This window comes from Candidatus Eisenbacteria bacterium (genome assembly GCA_005893275.1).
Lineage (GTDB): Bacteria > Eisenbacteria > RBG-16-71-46 > SZUA-252 > SZUA-252 > WS-7.
In genome coordinates, this window is the sequence record VBOW01000055.1 from 1 (window position 1) to 15,967 (window position 15,967).

Sequence of the window (15,967 nt, forward strand, 5' to 3'; positions counted from 1 at the left end):
CCACTCCGAGAGGGATGCCTCGAAGTGGCCCGCGTTCACAGCCCGCCTGAGAAAGCTGGTTGGGTTCCTCGAGGTCCTCTACCAAACCCCAGCGCCCGACATCGACGCGCGGTCGGTGGGCGAGATCCTTCCGCTTCTCGGGATCGGCCGTAGGTTCCGGGCGCTGGGACGCGAGGACATGGTCGAATTCCTCCGCACGCTTCCGATGTCGGTCTGGGAAATACTCGACGATTGGTTCGAGTGCGCGCCCCTCAAGGCCGCCGTGGCGGCGGGGGGAGTGCAGGACCTCCAGCAGGGGCCGCGCTCCCCTGCCACCGGCTTCGTCCTGCTCCACCACCTGGTTGGTGCGCCGGCCGGCTCGGTGCGTGGTCGCGTTCCCTGGCGCGCGGGGCCGGCTGCGTTCACCGAAGCAGCGGAAAGGGCCGCGCGGGCGGAGGGCGTCACCGTTCGCGCGGGCGCACCCGTCGCCGGCATCCGCGTGCGGGAGGACGCGGTCTCCGGAGTGGTGCTCGAGAGCGGCGAGGAGATTGATTCGAAGCTCGTCCTCTCGACCGCCAGCCCCGCGCGCACGTTTCTCGAGTGGGTGGATCCGGTCTGGCTCGATCCGGAATTCCTTCACGCGGTGAGAAACATTCGCTACCGGGGGTGCACCGCCCTGGTGCTCTACGCTCTCGAGGCGTTGCCGGAGCTTGGCGGGCTTTCGCCTCGTGACGCGCTCGAAGGGGTCGTGACGCTCACCCCGAGCCTCGAGTCGCTCGAGCGTGCGTCCGACGCCGCGAAATACGGGACGGTCTCGGAGAAGCCCCACGTCGAGCTGACGGCTCCCTCGCTCGCATGGCCCGACCTCGCCCCTGCGGGAAAGCACGTTCTCGCGGCCCGCGTGCAGTATGCTCCTTATCGCCTGAAGGACGGGGTAGCGTGGGACGCGGGGCGCCGCGACGCGCTGGCCGATTCGGTGACGGCGACGATCGAGCGCATAGCCCCCGGCTTCTCGTCGCGGATTCTCCACCGGGCCGCCTGGTCGCCACGGGATCTCGAGGAGTGTTTCGGGCTTCGGGAGGGCGCCCCTTCGCAGGGTGAGCTGGGTCTCGATCAGGTCCTCTTCATGAGGCCGGTCCCGGGCTTCGGGCGCTACGCGACACCGATCACGGGGCTGTATTGGGGTGGGGTCGGCACGCACCCGGGGCCGGGGATTCTCGGCGGGCCGGGGTGGCTCGCTGCCCGGCGCATGCTCGGCGATCGAAGACGACGCGGAGGAACCGCATGACCGAGTTTCGCCCCACGGCAACTTCGTACCGACAAGGGGCCCGAACGCTTCCGGGGCGGTTCTACACGTCGGCGGCGATCCTGGCCGAGGAGAGGGAGCGGATTTTCGCCCGCGAATGGAGCTGCGTAGGGCGCGCTTCGCGGCTCGAACGGCCCGGCGACTACTTTCTTTGCGACATCGCCGAGGAGTCGATCATCGTCGTCCGCGACGCGCAGAGGTCGCTCCGCGCGTTCTTCAACGTCTGCCGCCACCGAGGGACCCGAATCTGCCGCGAGGAATTGGGCCATCTCACAGGGACGATTCAGTGTCCCTACCACGCGTGGACGTATGCCCTCGACGGGAGCCTGGTGGGCGCGCCGGGAATGCAGGAGGTCGAAGGGTTCGACAAGGGAGCCTATCCGCTTCACGCCGCGGCCCTCGCGGAATGGGAAGGGTTCCTGTTCGTGAACATCGCGAGGGACCCGAAGCCGTTCGGCGACGTTTGGAAGGCGATGCGCGGGAGGTTCGACCGGTACGGCCTGGCCGGGCTCCAGAGGGGGCACCGTGTGGTCTATGACGTCGGTGCCAATTGGAAGCTCGTGTTCCAGAACTACTCCGAGTGTCTCCACTGTCCGACGATCCACCCGAAGCTGGCTTCGGTGCTGCCTTATCAGAGCGGCGCGAACGATCTCACCGAGGGATTGTTCCTCGGCGGGTACATGGAGATCAAGCCACCGAACGTGAGCGCGACCATGAGCGGACGCGCGTGCGGGCGCGTCGTCAGCAACGACATCCCCGAGCAGGACCGGCACCGGGCTTTCTACTATTCCCTGATGCCGAATCTTCTTCTCAGCCTCCACCCGGACTACGTCAACTACTACCTGCTCACGCCGGTGGATCCCCGGAGAACGCGCGTCGAATCCGAGTGGCTCTTCCACCCCGAGACGCTCGCCGACCCGGCGAACAACATCCAAGACGCGATCGACTTCTGGGACCTCACCAACCGTCAGGACTGGGATATCGTCGAGCGGAGCCAGCTCGGCATCGCGTCCCGCCGATATGAGCCGGGACCCTATTCGCCGCGCGAGAGCGTTCCCGCTGCATGGGACCGTGAGTACCTCCGTCTCATGGGACGCGGTTAGGATGGAACCGATCAAGGGGCTGCATCACGTCACCGCTTTGGCCGGTGAGCCGCAAGCCAACGTGGACTTCTATGTCTCCGTGCTCGGGCTCAACCTGGTAAAGCGGACCGTCAACTTCGACGACCCGGGAACCTACCACCTCTACTATGGAGACGACGTGGGGCACCCGGGGACGATCCTCACCTTCTTCCCATGGCCCGGTGCTCCCCAGGGTCGCCGCGGCACCGGGCAGGCCACCGGAACAGCGTTTGCCGTTCCGCCGGGGAGCCTCGACTGGTGGACGGACCGCCTCGCGCGGCACTCCATCGATTTCGATTCCGTGGAGGAGCGGTTTGGAGAGCGAGTCTTGCCGTTCTACGACCCGGAAGGTCTCAGGCTCGAGCTGGTGGAGCAGGAGGGAGCCAAGGATTGGACGTACTGGCATGAGGGTACGGTGCCGTCCGGCCGCGCCATCCGAGGGTTTCACGGCGTCACCCTCACGGTCGCTGGATTCGAGCGCACCGCGGAGCTCTTGGCCACGATGGGATTTCAAGCCGGCGGGAAGGAGGGGAATCGGTTTCGCTACGTCAGCGGGCTTCGAGAGCGAGGAGCCGCCATCGACCTTGTGTGCGCGCCCGAGATGCAACGCGGGCTCGTGGCGGTGGGGACCGTGCATCACATCGCGTTCCGAAGCGTCTCGGACGAGGATCAGCTCGGATGGCGCCGGAGGATCGCCAAGACGGGACTCGATGTCACCCCGGTCGTGGACAGACAGTATTTCCACTCGATCTATTTCCGGGATCCGGGGGGCGTGCTCTTTGAAATCGCGACGGACCCGCCGGGGTTCACGCTCGACGAGGAAGCGGGGCGTCTTGGCTCGACGCTGAAGCTTCCCCCCTGGCTCGAGCCGCTGCGCAGGCGCATCGAGGACATGCTGCCTTCCATTCGCGTTCCCCAACCCACGAGAACATGACCCCCCGCATGCGCATCGTTTCGCTCCTGCCGAGCGCGACCGAGATCGTCGCGATCCTCGGCCTTCAGGACGAGCTGGTCGGCGTGACGCACGAGTGCGACTATCCGCCGGGCGTGGAACGTCTGCCGAAGGTCACGCGAACCCTCATCCCGGCGGATGCGCCCAGCGCCGAGATCGACCGGCTGGTGCGCGAGCGACTCCGTTCGGCCCGGGCCCTCTACACGTTGGACCTTCCGGTGCTCGAGGAGCTGCGGCCCGATCTCATCGTCACGCAGGCTCTCTGCGACGTCTGCGCCGTAGCCGAGGAGGAGGTCCGCGCGGCCGCGTGCGGGCTCCCGGGGAATCCGAGGGTCCTCAACCTCGAGCCGATGTCGCTGTCCCAGGTGCTGGACTCGATCCGCGAGGTGGGAACCGCGGCCGGAATCGATCGCCGAGCGGAATCCGTCTTGGACGACCTTACCGCCCGCATCCAGGCGGTCTCCGCGCGTACCGCCCGGCTTGTGCGGCGGCCGCGGGTCGCCTTCCTCGAATGGCTCGACCCGCCCTTCTCGAGCGGACACTGGACACCGGAGCTCGTCAGGCTCGCCGGAGGCATTGATGTCGTGGGGCGGGAAGGAGAGCCCTCACGCACGCTGGGGTGGGCGGAGATCGTAGACCGGCAGCCGGAGGTGGTATTCATCGCCTGTTGCGGGTTCAGCGTGGAGCGAACGCTCGTCGATCTCCCCCTGCTCCGGTCTGTCGAAGGGTGGGAGGATCTGCCGGCCGTTCGCTCCGGTCGCGTGTACGTAACGAGCGGCTCCCACTACTTCAGCCGCCCAGGACCGCGACTCGTGGACAGCCTGGAGATTCTTGCGAATGCACTGCACCCCGAGGCGCACGGGCTTCCCGCGGGATTGCCGCCGGCCCAGCGCGTGGGTGGCTCGAAGCCTGATCCCGCACGCCTGACCGGCGCACGCCCGTCCTAGGACGGCTGCCGCATGACGCCGTCAGCCGGGCCGGCCGCGTCGTCGCCAGACCCAGGCATGAAACCGAATCCCACCTCCGGGCGGTGGCAGACGCTCGCGGCCGTCTTGATTGTCGCCGCCGCCGCGTTCGTTACGTTCTCACGTACCCTCGGTCACGAGTTCGTGAACTGGGACGACGATGTCTATGTCTATGACAATCCGGTCGTCCGTTCCCTCTCGCCTCAACGTATCGGGTGGCTCTTCTCCCATTTCTACTACTACGCCTACATTCCCGTCACGATGCTCAGTCACGCGATCGACATCGCCGTGTGGGGGATGAATCCGCTGGGACATCATCTGACGAACGTGCTCCTGCACAGCGGCAACGCAGCATGGGTATTGATCCTCGGTTGCTCGCTTCTTCGAATCGCGCCGGGATTCCCCCGCGCCGCCGGGAATCGTTCCGCGATCGTGATGGGCATGTCCTTTGCGGCCGTCCTCTTCGCGGTTCATCCTCTGAGAGCCGAATCGGTGTCCTGGGTGTCCGATCGAAAAGATCTCCTCTGCGCCTTCTTCTTCCTGCCCGGCGTTCTCGCGTATGTCCACTATTCGTCCGCAAGGGGAACGGCGGGCGGCAGGCGCTGGTACCTGGCGTCGTTTTCTCTGTTCTTGCTCGCCGTCCTTTCCAAGCCGATCGCCGTCACGTTTCCCGTGGTCCTCCTGCTACTGGATTGGCTCCTGCCCGGCGGGGAGCCTCGGATGAGAGCTCAAAGTCTCGTTCGAGAAAAGGTTCCCTTCCTTCTCACTTCGCTGCTCCTCACCATCCTCTCCTTCGCGATGTCTCCGGACGGGAAGAGGGCCTACGCCGTCGCGCATTTCAGCGCGTTCGAATCATTCCTGTTTCCGTTCTATTCGCTTTCGTTCTCTCTCTACAAGACGCTCCTTCCCCTTCACCTGTCTCCGATCTATTCGAGGGTCGGGCTTGGGCCGATGCTCGCCGGGCTGGCCGTCGTCGCCACGATAACCGGAGCATGTGTCTTCTATTCGAGGCGTCGGCGGAAAGGGATGTTGCTCGCCTGGCTGACTTATCTTCTTGTCCTGGTCCCCAACGTCGCCGGGCTGTCGTCCGGAATGCAACCGGTCGCCGACCGGTACTCGTACCTTTCGACGATCAGTATTTTCGTCCTTCTGGGGGCCGCCCTAACGTCGGGATGGGAACGGGGTGGGGGCCGCCGCCTGGCGGCTTCAGCGGCTTGCGTCGCGCTGGTCATGCTCCTTGCCGGCCTGACCGCTTCCCAGGCGGATCGCTGGAAATCATCCGCATCGCTGTGGGAATACGTGGTTGCATCGTCTCCCCCCAAGCCCGACTACACCGAAGCCTATCTCAACCTCGGCGCCGCCTACGCCCACCAGCAGCGACCGGTGCTGGCCCGCCAGATCTTCGAGAGGGCGGTGGACATGGACTCGGCGAATGCCGAGGCTTCGTACAACCTCGGGATCATTTCGTACGCTCAAGGAGATCGCCAGAAGGCCGTCGCGTGTTTCCGAAGGGCGACGGAGGCCGATTCGCTTCACGCGAGGGCGTTCTACAACCTCGCCATTGTCTCGGACCAACTTGGAATGAACGAACAGGCGATGGCCGCGATGATTCGGGCCGCGCGGTTGGGCTATAAGGATGCCCAGGACGCTTTGACCTCCAGGGGCGTTTCCTGGTAGCCCAGGCTCACCCGACGCCGGATTTCCACGGGCTGAGCGGTTTCACCCACCATCTCAGCCATCCGCCCCAAAGGGGTGTCCGCGAGGGCGATCCGGCGCCATGCGAACCGCACGGGATGCGCCCGGGGATTCGACCAGGCCACGCGCAAGCGCCGCCGCGAGTGTGCCGGCGGGAATCCGTGCACGAAGCAACGAAGATCGGCCCCCACTCGGGCATGGGCGATGCCTTAGGTGAGGACGAGAGGCAGCCCCGGTTCGCGCCGACCCTCGGCAGGGATCCGGGGTCGACATCCTCAAAAGGGAGAAGACAACATGCTCCGTCGCGTCCGGTTCCCGCAGCGTCTTGCGCTCAGCTTTGCCCTTCTGCTTGCCGCGGCGGGTTGCTCCAATTTGCCGACGCAGGTGCTGGCGCCGACCCAGCCCGAGTCCGGCGCGACCGCCACGGACGGAGCATCGGTCCAAGTGCCGGGCCACCTCGGTGGGTCCAGCACAAGCGCCAACTCAAAGACCGCAGTCATCGGTATCCTCGGAGGCGTTGTCTCCGTAGGCGACTTCACCGTTGTGATTCCCCCGGCGGCGCTCACCCGCACCGCGAAGGTTACCGTGACGCAACCGGACCTCGCGCACCCGGTGGTCAGCCTGAGCATCTCGCCGGCGTCGGCGAACCGATTCCTGGTGCCGGTTCTCCTGACCGCGCGCTCGAGCCGCCTGGACAGCTCGCTTCTCTCCCAGGCCTACATGAGCTACTTGAACCCTGCGACCGGGAAGTGGGAGGAGGTGCCGGGCTGCTCGGCGAGCCTCCTCGACCTCACCCTCACGGCGCCGCTCTCGCACTTCTCGACCTACCGTGTCTCTACGGACGGTAAGGCCGGCTGGTAAGGACGCCGCTTCGATAAGGCCCCGACCGAAGGGCCCGGCGTGTGGCGACGTGGCCAGCGCCGGGCCCTCGCTTTCTACGCGCGACCCTCCAGAACGCACAGGGGGATCTCCTCGTCTTCGCCGGGGACCTTCACCATGCGCCCGAACTTGAGCCCGATCTTCTCGAGGACTCGGATCGAGCGATGGTTGGCGGCTGAAACAATCGCGACGATCCGCTTCACGACACAGCGGAAGCCACCGCGTTCAGCAGGCGGTCGGCGTCTTCTTGGCTGTTGTGGAGGTGGGGGGAGATGCGGAGCGACGACCCGCGCATGCTGGTGATGACCCTTGCCTCCTCCAGCGCCACCGCCGTTCGTCGGGCCGCCGCGGGCGGAAGCTCGAGGCCGAGCATGTGCGGTGCGCGCGCGGACGGAGGGGGGACCGTCAGGCCCAACGACTCCGCCCGTCGGGCGATCGCGTTCGTTCGCGCCTGCAGGGTCGCCGCGATCCGGGGAACGGTCCAGTCCAGGAGCTGCTGGATCGCCGCCATCGCCATGGGCGTGAGCTGAAAGTTCGTGCGCTGACCGACGTCGAATCGCCGCGCGCCCGGCAGGTATTCGTCGTGGTAGTCGACCAGCTGGGTGAAGTCCTCGGCGCCGGCCCGCGAAATCCAGTTCTCCTCCAAGGGCTCCCCGTCGTGGAGACCAGGGTCAAGATAGAGAAAGCCGAGGCTGAAGGGTCCGAGGAGCCATTTGTAGCCTACCGCCACCATCGCGTCGGGCTTGAGGGAGGCGACATCGAGCGGTATCGCGCCCAGGGACTGGCTCGCGTCGATGATGAACGCCGACCCGGCCTCACGCAGGGCAAGCGACACGCGCTGCAGGTCAACGAAGGCCCCATTCGTCCAGTGCACGTTGGGGATCGAAGCGACAGCCACGCGCTCGTCGATGGCGTCCAGGATCGCCTCGGTCCAGCTCTGTCCGGGCTCGCGGCGGACCACGAGCAATTCCGCGCCCGTCCGCCGGGCGAAGCGCTGCCACGAGTAGTAGCTCGACGGGAACTCCTGATCGAGCACGAGAACGTGATCCCCGGGCCCCGCCCTGAGATTGCGCGCCGCGACCGAAAGTCCATAGCTGGTCGCGGGGACCAATGCCACGTCATCGGCTGTTCCGCCGATGAGCTGCGCGAACCGCGAGCGGAGCTGCTCGGCGTCGGAGAACCAGTCCGGAGCCGAGATCGTCCAGGGCCGGGCGCGCCGGGCGAGCGCCTCCTCTCCAGCCGCGCGAACACTCAGCAAGAGTGGCGAGAGGGCGGCGGTGTTGAAGTAGGCGACCTCGTCGTCGACTTCGAATTTCGCCCGCTGGTCGGAAAGAAGCTGGGCACGCTCCGCCACCATGTCCGCGCTATCCTGTCCCGATCCTGCGTCGCAGGAATCGGTCAGGGGACCCGGGGAAATGCCGATGGCATCCGCTGAGGCACTGGCATGGGGTCCGCCCGGGAGAAAGGCGTTGCGGTGCGAGACGGCTGCGCTCCGCGAACCGAATTGGCACGGGGGTATCTTGCGGCTTGGCGCGAGGGGTTTCAACCTGATCGAGCTGATGGTGGTTGTCGCTGTCTTGGGCGTCCTTTTCTCAATCGCGATTCCCAACCGATCCCCGCTCCCCCTCGAGCTTCGGAGCCACTGAGGTCTCCCGACGACCTAAGAGCCTGCCGGGTATTTCGTTGGCCCGGTCGGCGGCCGCCATCGAGCCCGGGCACGACCCCTCGATATTTTTTGTGGCAGGAAGAGGAATTGGTTCGATCCACAGGGTCGTGACGCGCATCTGAATGGGAACTATGGACCTCGCCGCTCCCTCGATCGACGCTGAGTCCTTAGCCAGCGTTCTTTCCGAGATCGCCGAGGCCGCCTCGGAGACGTTCGAGCTCCAGGAGGTCTTCGACCGGGTCGCGACCTCCGTGCGCAGGGTTATCCCGTTCGACCACATGGGTGTCGTCCGGATCCTCGACGGCGAGTGGGCGGTCAAGCACGCGACCACCCTCGGCGCCGCCTGTGGCGCAGGATCGGAGGCGGGGGCGGCGGAGCGGCGATCGGGGCCCCCTTCCGAGGAGCCGTCCTGCACGGAGCCCCGCCCCTTGACGAGTTGGTCACCGCGTCTTCGTCCCCGGCCCGGGTCCATCGCCCGAATCGACGATGCCAAGACCCAGCTCGATCCGGCTTTTCCCGGGGACGCCGAGATCCTCAAGGCGGGCGTACGATCGACCCTCTGGGAGCCGTTCCGCACCGGGGGAGCCTTCAGCGGCGGCGTCTGGCTCAGTTCCTACCGCTCGCACGCGTTCGCCGACGAGCACCAGGAAATGCTGCGGCCGATTGCCGCGTTGTTGGGCTCGGCGGTCGAGCACTGGCGGATCTGGGACGTCGAGCGCCGCCGCCGGGACCGGCTGGACCGGATCGAGACGCTGCTGGGAATGCTCGCCGAGTCGCTCGACGTGCGCGAGGTCTTCCAGCGCCTCTCCGTCGGGATGCAGCCAATCTTGCCGCACGACATGATGTGCCTGACCGAGTTGGACGTGCGGGCCCGTACGATCTGCATCACGGCGTCCGCAGGCAGCGCCGATATCTCGCCGCCGACCCAGGCGGTCGCGCTCACCGAGCAGGAGGTGGAGCGGCGGGTGGATTTCGAAATCATTCGTGACATCCCCGCCGAGGTCGCCCCCGACACGGAGCGGCATCGTCTCATCATCTCTTCGGGCATGCGATCCTGGCTTCGGGTCCCGGTTTGGCTGTCGGGAGAAGTCAGGGGAGGCCTCAGCTTCTTTCACCGGGAGCCCTCACGCTACGGCTGGGAGGATACGGAAGTCGCGATCCGACTCGCCGACCGCGTCGCTCTGATGCTCTCGCACGAGCGGCTTGCCGAGGAGGCTCGGATTGCCGCGGAGTCCCGGGAGCGTGCCGATAGGCTCGAGGCGACGGTGGAAACGCTCGAGCGGGAATTGGAATCGCGGCAGCAGCGCCGGATCGTCGGCGTTTCGCGATCATGGAAGGAGAACCTGCTTGCTGTCGGGCGCGTGGCTTCTTCAGAAACGACCGTGCTCATCACGGGGGAGTCGGGGACAGGCAAGGAAGTGATCTCCAACATGATCCACCAAGGCTCCCCGCGCGCCGGCAAGCCGTTCGTCGCGATCAATTGCGCGGCGCTCCCCGAACAGCTTCTCGAGTCGGAGCTGTTCGGACACGAGAAGGGGGCGTTTACCGGCGCGATCGCGACCAAGATCGGCCGCATCGAGCAGGCCGCGGGAGGAACGCTGTTCCTTGACGAGATCGCTGAGATGAGTCCGATGGTTCAGGCGAAATTTCTCCGTGTCCTCGAGGAGCGTGAGTTCCAGCGTCTGGGTGGGACCCGCACGCTCAAAGCCGACATGCGCGTCGTCGCCGCCACGAACCGCGACCTGGCGGCGAGCATCGCGCGGCAGGCGTTTCGGGAGGACCTTTACTACCGCCTCAATGTGTTCCAGGTCCACATCTCGCCGCTGCGCGAGCGGCCCGACGATATTCTGCCGCTTGCCGAGGCTTTCCTCGAGGATCTGGGGAGGACCATGGGCCGACCCGCCGCGGGGATCTCCCGGGACGCGCGCGGATGGCTGCTGAGCTACCCCTGGCCGGGGAACGTCCGCGAGCTACGCAACGCGATCGAGCGGGCAATTCTGTTGTGCGACGGGGGCCTGATCACGCGCGAGCATCTCCCTTCGGCGGCGGCTCTTCCCTCGGCGGCGGCCCGCCCCGAGACGACCCCGGGCGCGGGAATCAACGGCTCGCCGAACACGGTGGCGTCGCTCCCTCCGAACGGCGTGAATCTCGAAGATGTGGAGCGTGGTCTGGTCGAGAAGGCCCTCGATCAGGCCAAGGGCAACAAGTCCAGGGCCGCCCGCCTCCTCGGTCTGACGCGCGCCCAGTTCTACTCACGCCTCGAAAAGTACGGGGTCCGCTAGGGGCTCACCGCCGCGACGCTCCGCGGGCAGGCGCGGAGAAGCCGAACAGCCTGTCCATCCCCCGCGACAAGGCAAAATCCCTCAACGTGTGAAGGGTGGGCGCCGATACCACCGATGCACACCTTGAATCCGTGATCGCCACCGACCAGGAGTCCGTCGCGTGCCCCTGCGCCCCAAGATCCTGGCAGTTGATGACGAGCCCATGAATCTGGTCATCATCGAGGAGCTTCTTGGGGATGAATACGACGTCACGACGTTGTCCGACGGACAAGCGACGCTTGACACCGCGAAGCGTCTGAAGCCGGCGCTCGTTCTCCTCGACATCATGATGCCCGTCGTCAACGGGTACGACTTGTGCCGAATGCTGCGGGCGGAGCGGACGCTCAAGCACCTCAAGGTCGTCCTCGTGTCCGCGAATGCCAAGATCGAAGAACGTGTCCGCGGATATGAGGCCGGTGCCGACGACTACATCGTGAAGCCCATCTCGCCCGACGAATTCCGCGCCAAAGTGCGGGTCTTCCTTCGACTGAAGTCCGTGGAAGAAGTGGACGAATTCCGGAGCCGGCTCCTGACCCTTCTGGCCCACGAGCTCCGGACCCCCTTGACCGAGATTTTCGCGCCTGCGGAGATGCTCTCCGGTCAGGACTCCATGAGCGATGCGGACCGTCGGAAGCTCGCGGGCATCATCTACTCGGGGGCGACTCGCCTCCATCGATTCATTGATCGTGCATCGTTCCTCGCCTCGATCCGCGGCGGACAGGTCTCGATGGAGTGTGTTGCGACAGACTGTGTTCCCCTGATCCATCAGGCGATCATGTCCGCCCACGATCGACTCGCGACTCGCGGCTGCAACGTGGAGATCGACGGCCCCTCTTCCCTTGTCACCAGCGTCCATCCGGGTCATCTCTTCACGGTGTTCGAATCGCTGCTCGACAATGCGATTCACTTCAGCAGGCGTGGGGATTGCATTCAAATTCGGATCACAGCCGATCCGATGCAGTCCTTCGTTTCCTTCATCGATCGTGGACCGGGAATCGACCCCGATCGCCTCGCAACGCTCTTCGACGGGCTCGACGTGTCCGATATCAAGCACCATTCCTCGGCGCCCGGTCTGAGCCTCGCGATCGCGCACGGCCTCCTGTCCGCCATGGGCGGGGACCTCTCGGTCGAATCCAGCCCGGGGTGCGGCTCGGAGTTCCGCGTCACGCTCCCCCGAGTCCAAGAGCCCCTCGGAGCGGTCCGGTAAGTCGCAGGAATCGCGTGCGTTCGGCCGCACGCTCGTGGGCCCCCGGTTCCCTGGGCACGCGCTCCATTCGTCCTCGGCACCGTCGCAACCTAAAGATCGCCCCCGAAGTACCGATCAGATCGGGGAATAGGGCCACTCGATACTCCCCCCGGGGGTTTTGCATGGAGCGTCCGCGCGTCCTCGTCGTCGATGATGAAAAGACGGTCCAACACGTCCTGACGACGCTGCTCCAACAGCAGGGCTATGAAACCGAGTCGGCCGGATCCGCGGAAGTGGCGCTATCGAAGCTTGACGGCGGCCCGATTTCTGTCGCGTTCCTGGATATCGTTCTCCCCGGAATGAACGGGCTCGAGCTCCTTGCTCGAATCAAGGCGCGCGATCCGGACGCGGAAGTCATCATGATGACCAGTCACGCCTCCGCGAAGACCGCCATCGAGGCTCTCCGGAAGGGAGCCTACGACTACATCGACAAGCCCTTCGAGCTGGACCACGTCGTTGCCGTCGCCGAGCGCGCGACGTCGCAGCGACGACTCCGCCTGGAGAACCGGCGCCTTCAGGAAGAGCAGGTTCGGCAGAATCAAGTTCTGCGGGAAGCCGTGAAGCGCCTCGGCTCGTTGAATTCCGCCGGCATCGGCCTCGCCGCCATTTCCTCCATCGGAAGTCTCCTCGACTTCATCGTGGAGCTGGTCTCGGACGAGCTCGACGCGGAGCGCGTGTCCCTGATGCTCGTGAACGAGCTGGGCACGGAGCTTACGATCGCCGCATCCCGCGGCCTCGATCCGAGCATCGTGACCCAGACCCGCGTGCCGCTCGGGGTGGGAGTCGCCGGCCGCGTGGCCAAGGAGGGGAAAGAGCTCTACTCGAACAGCGATCTGGAACACCCGTCGGTCGAAGCCGGGGGGCATCCCGGCGCCGAGGGTCCCTTCGCCTCCATCCCGATCTCCGTCAGCATCCCGATTCGGACGCCGACGAACGTGCTGGGGGTCCTCAACGTCACGGGCCGACGCGAGAGGCGACCCTTCACCCGGGACGATACCTCCTACCTCTCATCCCTGGCGGGCCAACTAGCCGTGGCCATCGAGCGCGCTCGCAATGCGGATGACTTGCGGCGCGCGTACGACAATCTGCGGCGCACCCAGGACCAGCTCGTCGCGACCGGACGCCTCAAAGCCATCGGCGAGATGGCCGCGGGAGTGGCCCATGATTTCAACAACCTCCTCAACGGAATCTTGGTCAACAGCCAGCTCATTCAACGCGATCTGGACCAAGTCGGTGTCCCGCTCGATCGTCTGAAGAAGCAGGCGAGCCTGGTCGAGAAGCTCGCGCTTCAGGGCGCCGATACCGTGCGGCGGCTGCAGGACTTTGCGGGACTTCGGAAAGATCGACCCTCCGAGCGGGTGGACCTCAACGATGTCGCTCGCCGAGCCGTGGAATTGACGACTCCGAAGTGGCAAGGCGAATTGGGGGCCTCGGGAATCCGAATCGAGATCGAGGTCTCCCTTCCCTCGATCCCCGCCATCACTGGGAATGTCCGCGAGCTGACGCAAGCCGTCAGCAACTTGATCTTCAACGCCGTCGAGGCCATGCCGATGGGGGGATCGATCGGGATCGCTACCTCCGTGGATGACCGAGGTGTCCGGCTCACCGTCTCCGACACGGGGTGTGGGATGAGCCAGGAGACCCGGGAACGGCTCTTTGAATCCTTCTTCACGACGAAGGCCCATGGACAAGGACTCGGCATGAGCGTCGTTCACGGGATCGTTCGACGCCTCGGCGGGGAGATCGAGATCGAGAGTCGTCCGGGGGAAGGTACGTCCATCGGCCTCGTCTTCCCACCGGCTCCTCCGCACGCGACCCCCAGCGAACTGGCGCGGTCGGCCGATTCCACCTCTCCGGCGGAACGGGGGAGGGTCCTGGTCGTCGATGACGATGAAATAAACCGGGAAATCTGCGTTGAGGTGCTGGCGCCGCTCGGCCATGAAGTCCACACCGCGTCCAGCGGGAGTGAAGCGCTGCAACGAATCACTCGGGATCGCTTCGATCTCGTGATCACCGACTTGAGCATACCAGGGACATCGGGCTGGAACGTCGCCAAGCAAGTCAAGGAAGCCTCTCCCTCCACGCGCGTCATGCTCCTGAGCGGCTGGAGCGTGCAGCAGGATCCCGAGCAGATCATGGCGGGAGGAATCGACCTGGTTCTGTCGAAGCCCGTCCAGGTCAACGAGCTGGCGCAGGCTGTGCAGAGGCTCCTCCGCGACAAGCGGCTTGGTCCTCACCCCGTGGGCGAGAAATCGAGCCAAGGCTCGTGAAGCCCCGGCGGCTCTCCCTTTTCACGATCGCAGGCCTTCTCGCGTGCGGCTGCTTCATTCCCTGCACCAACGCCACGGCTCTCACCATCGTTCGTTACCTGGACGGCGTCGGAGACGGCAGCGACGTTCCTATCGCGCAGATGAAGGCGTCCACTCCCACCGACACCACGCTCGCCAATTATGACCCGGCGCGGGACGCGTTTCCCGGGCTCTGGATTCAAAAGGGAGGCATCGGGGTGGGCGAGAGTAACCCGACCAAGTACCAGCTTTGGCGGGCCCCCGCCGCCGGATTCACGCTCAACGGCGCTGTATCCAATACGATTTGGACTGCGATGCAGAACTTCGACGTGGCCAGCGCCGGCCAGGTGGTGGCCTATCTCGTCGAGTGCAACCCCGACGGAAGTGGGTCCGTGGCGATCGATTCGGTGACCGTGACCCGGCCCGATTGGGACGTGGGCAACACGGGCACGTGGATTCAGGACACGTTCGACTTTGGAATCGTGAATTACACGCTGGGCCCAGGCAAGTCGGTCGGTTTCAAGATCATGGTTGGCGCCGCTTCGGCCGGCGACATGTGGTTCGCCTACGACACCGCGAGCTATCCAGCGCTGGGCCAGCTGACGATCCTGGCGCCGGGGATCTCGGTGACCCCGACCTCTGGGCTGACGACGACGGAGGGGGGTGGGACCGCCACGTTCACCGTGGTGCTCGACAGCCAGCCTTCCGCGAATGTGACGATCGGGCTTTCGTCGAACGACCTGACCGAGGGAACGGTGTCTCCTGCCTCGCTCACGTTCACGCCGGGCAACTGGAACACGGCGCAGACGGTGACCGTGACGGGGGTGAACGACTTCGTCGCGGATGGCAACGTGGCGTACGCGATCGTCACGGCGCCGGCGACCAGCACGGACGGGAGCTACAACGGAATGAACGCTCCGGACGTCGCGGTCACGAATACGGATAACGACACGGCCGGGATCACGGTTTTGCCGACCTCCGGCCTGACGACGACGGAGGGGGGTGGGACCGCGACGTTCACCGTGGTTCTCACGAGCCAGCCGACGGCGAATGTGACGGTCGGGCTCTCGTCAAACGATCTGACCGAGGGGACGGTGGCCCCGGCCTCGGTGACGTTCACTTCGGGGAACTGGAACGTGGCGCAGACGGCGACGGTGACGGGGGTGAATGACTTCGTCGCGGATGGCGATGTGGCCTACACGATCGTCACGGCGCCGGCGACCAGCACGGATGCGGGCTACAACGGGATGAACGCCGCGGACGTGGGGGTGACGAACACCGATAACGACACGGCGGGGATCACGGTGTCGCCGACCTCCGGGCTGACGACAACCGAGGGGGGTGGGACCGCGACATTCTCGGTGGTGCTCACGAGCCAGCCGACGGCGAATGTCACGATTGGGCTCTCGTCGAACGATCTGACCGAGGGGACGGTGGCCCCGGCCTCGGTGACGTTTACCTCGGGGAACTGGAACGTGGCACAGACCGTGACGGTGACGGGGGTGGACGATTTCGGGGTGGACGGGAGTGTGGCGTACACAGTCGTGAC

Annotated in this window: 11 protein-coding genes; 10 read left to right on the forward strand and 1 reads right to left on the reverse strand. The window is 65.7% G+C overall.

Features of this window, described 5'->3' with window-relative positions; translation table 11 throughout:
- Positions 1-1,263 precede the first annotated feature (1,263 nt).
- The 5 genes from E6K76_09685 to E6K76_09705 all read left to right on the forward strand — a co-directional run bounded on the left by E6K76_09685 (position 1,264) and on the right by E6K76_09705 (position 6,879).
- Complete coding sequence (locus E6K76_09685; GenBank protein TMQ57729.1) at positions 1,264-2,388, forward strand: aromatic ring-hydroxylating dioxygenase subunit alpha; 1,125 nt, start codon at positions 1,264-1,266, stop codon at positions 2,386-2,388.
- Position 2,389: 1 nt separating this feature from the next.
- Positions 2,390-3,340: a ring-cleaving dioxygenase gene (locus E6K76_09690; GenBank protein ID TMQ57730.1), complete on the forward strand. Its 951-nt coding sequence runs from the start codon at positions 2,390-2,392 to the stop codon at positions 3,338-3,340.
- An 8-nt stretch (positions 3,341-3,348) separates the two neighbouring features.
- Positions 3,349-4,305: a cobalamin-binding protein gene (locus tag E6K76_09695; GenBank protein ID TMQ57738.1), complete on the forward strand. Its 957-nt coding sequence runs from the start codon at positions 3,349-3,351 to the stop codon at positions 4,303-4,305.
- 12 nt (positions 4,306-4,317) lie between these two features.
- Entirely contained in the window at positions 4,318-6,000 is a 1,683-nt protein-coding gene (locus tag E6K76_09700; GenBank protein TMQ57731.1) for a tetratricopeptide repeat protein, read from the forward strand.
- Positions 6,001-6,312: 312 nt separating this feature from the next.
- The gene (locus tag E6K76_09705; GenBank protein ID TMQ57732.1) at positions 6,313-6,879 is read left to right on the forward strand and encodes a hypothetical protein; all 567 of its coding nucleotides are present in this window, start codon (positions 6,313-6,315) and stop codon (positions 6,877-6,879) included.
- A 217-nt stretch (positions 6,880-7,096) separates the two neighbouring features.
- Here E6K76_09705 and E6K76_09710 read toward each other — a convergent pair whose 3' ends face one another.
- A complete protein-coding gene (locus E6K76_09710) occupies positions 7,097-8,254 on the reverse strand; it encodes an aminotransferase class V-fold PLP-dependent enzyme (protein ID TMQ57733.1) in 1,158 nt (385 codons plus the stop codon).
- 64 nt (positions 8,255-8,318) lie between these two features.
- Here E6K76_09710 and E6K76_09715 point away from each other — a divergent pair, with 64 nt between their 5' ends.
- The 5 genes from E6K76_09715 to E6K76_09735 form a co-directional block, all read left to right on the forward strand.
- The gene (locus E6K76_09715) at positions 8,319-8,543 is read left to right on the forward strand and encodes a prepilin-type N-terminal cleavage/methylation domain-containing protein (GenBank protein ID TMQ57734.1); all 225 of its coding nucleotides are present in this window, start codon (positions 8,319-8,321) and stop codon (positions 8,541-8,543) included.
- 142 nt (positions 8,544-8,685) lie between these two features.
- Positions 8,686-10,845, forward strand: a complete 2,160-nt coding sequence (locus E6K76_09720) for an AAA family ATPase (protein TMQ57735.1) — start codon at positions 8,686-8,688, stop codon at positions 10,843-10,845.
- A 160-nt stretch (positions 10,846-11,005) separates the two neighbouring features.
- Entirely contained in the window at positions 11,006-12,091 is a 1,086-nt protein-coding gene (locus tag E6K76_09725) for a hybrid sensor histidine kinase/response regulator (protein ID TMQ57736.1), read from the forward strand.
- A gap of 161 nt (positions 12,092-12,252) precedes the next feature.
- Positions 12,253-14,400, forward strand: coding sequence for a response regulator (locus E6K76_09730; protein ID TMQ57737.1), 2,148 nt, complete (start codon positions 12,253-12,255; stop codon positions 14,398-14,400).
- 140 nt (positions 14,401-14,540) lie between these two features.
- Positions 14,541-15,967, forward strand: a 1,427-nt coding sequence (locus E6K76_09735) for a hypothetical protein (GenBank protein TMQ57739.1), incomplete at its 3' end; no start/stop codon positions are given.

Bases quoted from the DNA above. Each gene is read 5' to 3' on its own strand.
- E6K76_09715 (TMQ57734.1), top strand. From the start codon at position 8,319: ATGGCATCCGCTGAGGCACTGGCATGGGGTCCGCCCGGGAGAAAGGCG.
- E6K76_09685 (TMQ57729.1), top strand. From the start codon at position 1,264: ATGACCGAGTTTCGCCCCACGGCAACTTCGTACCGACAAGGGGCCCGA.
- E6K76_09710 (TMQ57733.1), bottom strand. From the start codon at position 8,254: ATGGTGGCGGAGCGTGCCCAGCTTCTTTCCGACCAGCGGGCGAAATTC.
- E6K76_09700 (TMQ57731.1), top strand. From the start codon at position 4,318: ATGACGCCGTCAGCCGGGCCGGCCGCGTCGTCGCCAGACCCAGGCATG.
- E6K76_09705 (TMQ57732.1), top strand. From the start codon at position 6,313: ATGCTCCGTCGCGTCCGGTTCCCGCAGCGTCTTGCGCTCAGCTTTGCC.
- E6K76_09690 (TMQ57730.1), top strand. From the start codon at position 2,390: ATGGAACCGATCAAGGGGCTGCATCACGTCACCGCTTTGGCCGGTGAG.
- E6K76_09695 (TMQ57738.1), top strand. From the start codon at position 3,349: ATGCGCATCGTTTCGCTCCTGCCGAGCGCGACCGAGATCGTCGCGATC.
- E6K76_09730 (TMQ57737.1), top strand. From the start codon at position 12,253: ATGGAGCGTCCGCGCGTCCTCGTCGTCGATGATGAAAAGACGGTCCAA.
- E6K76_09720 (TMQ57735.1), top strand. From the start codon at position 8,686: ATGGGAACTATGGACCTCGCCGCTCCCTCGATCGACGCTGAGTCCTTA.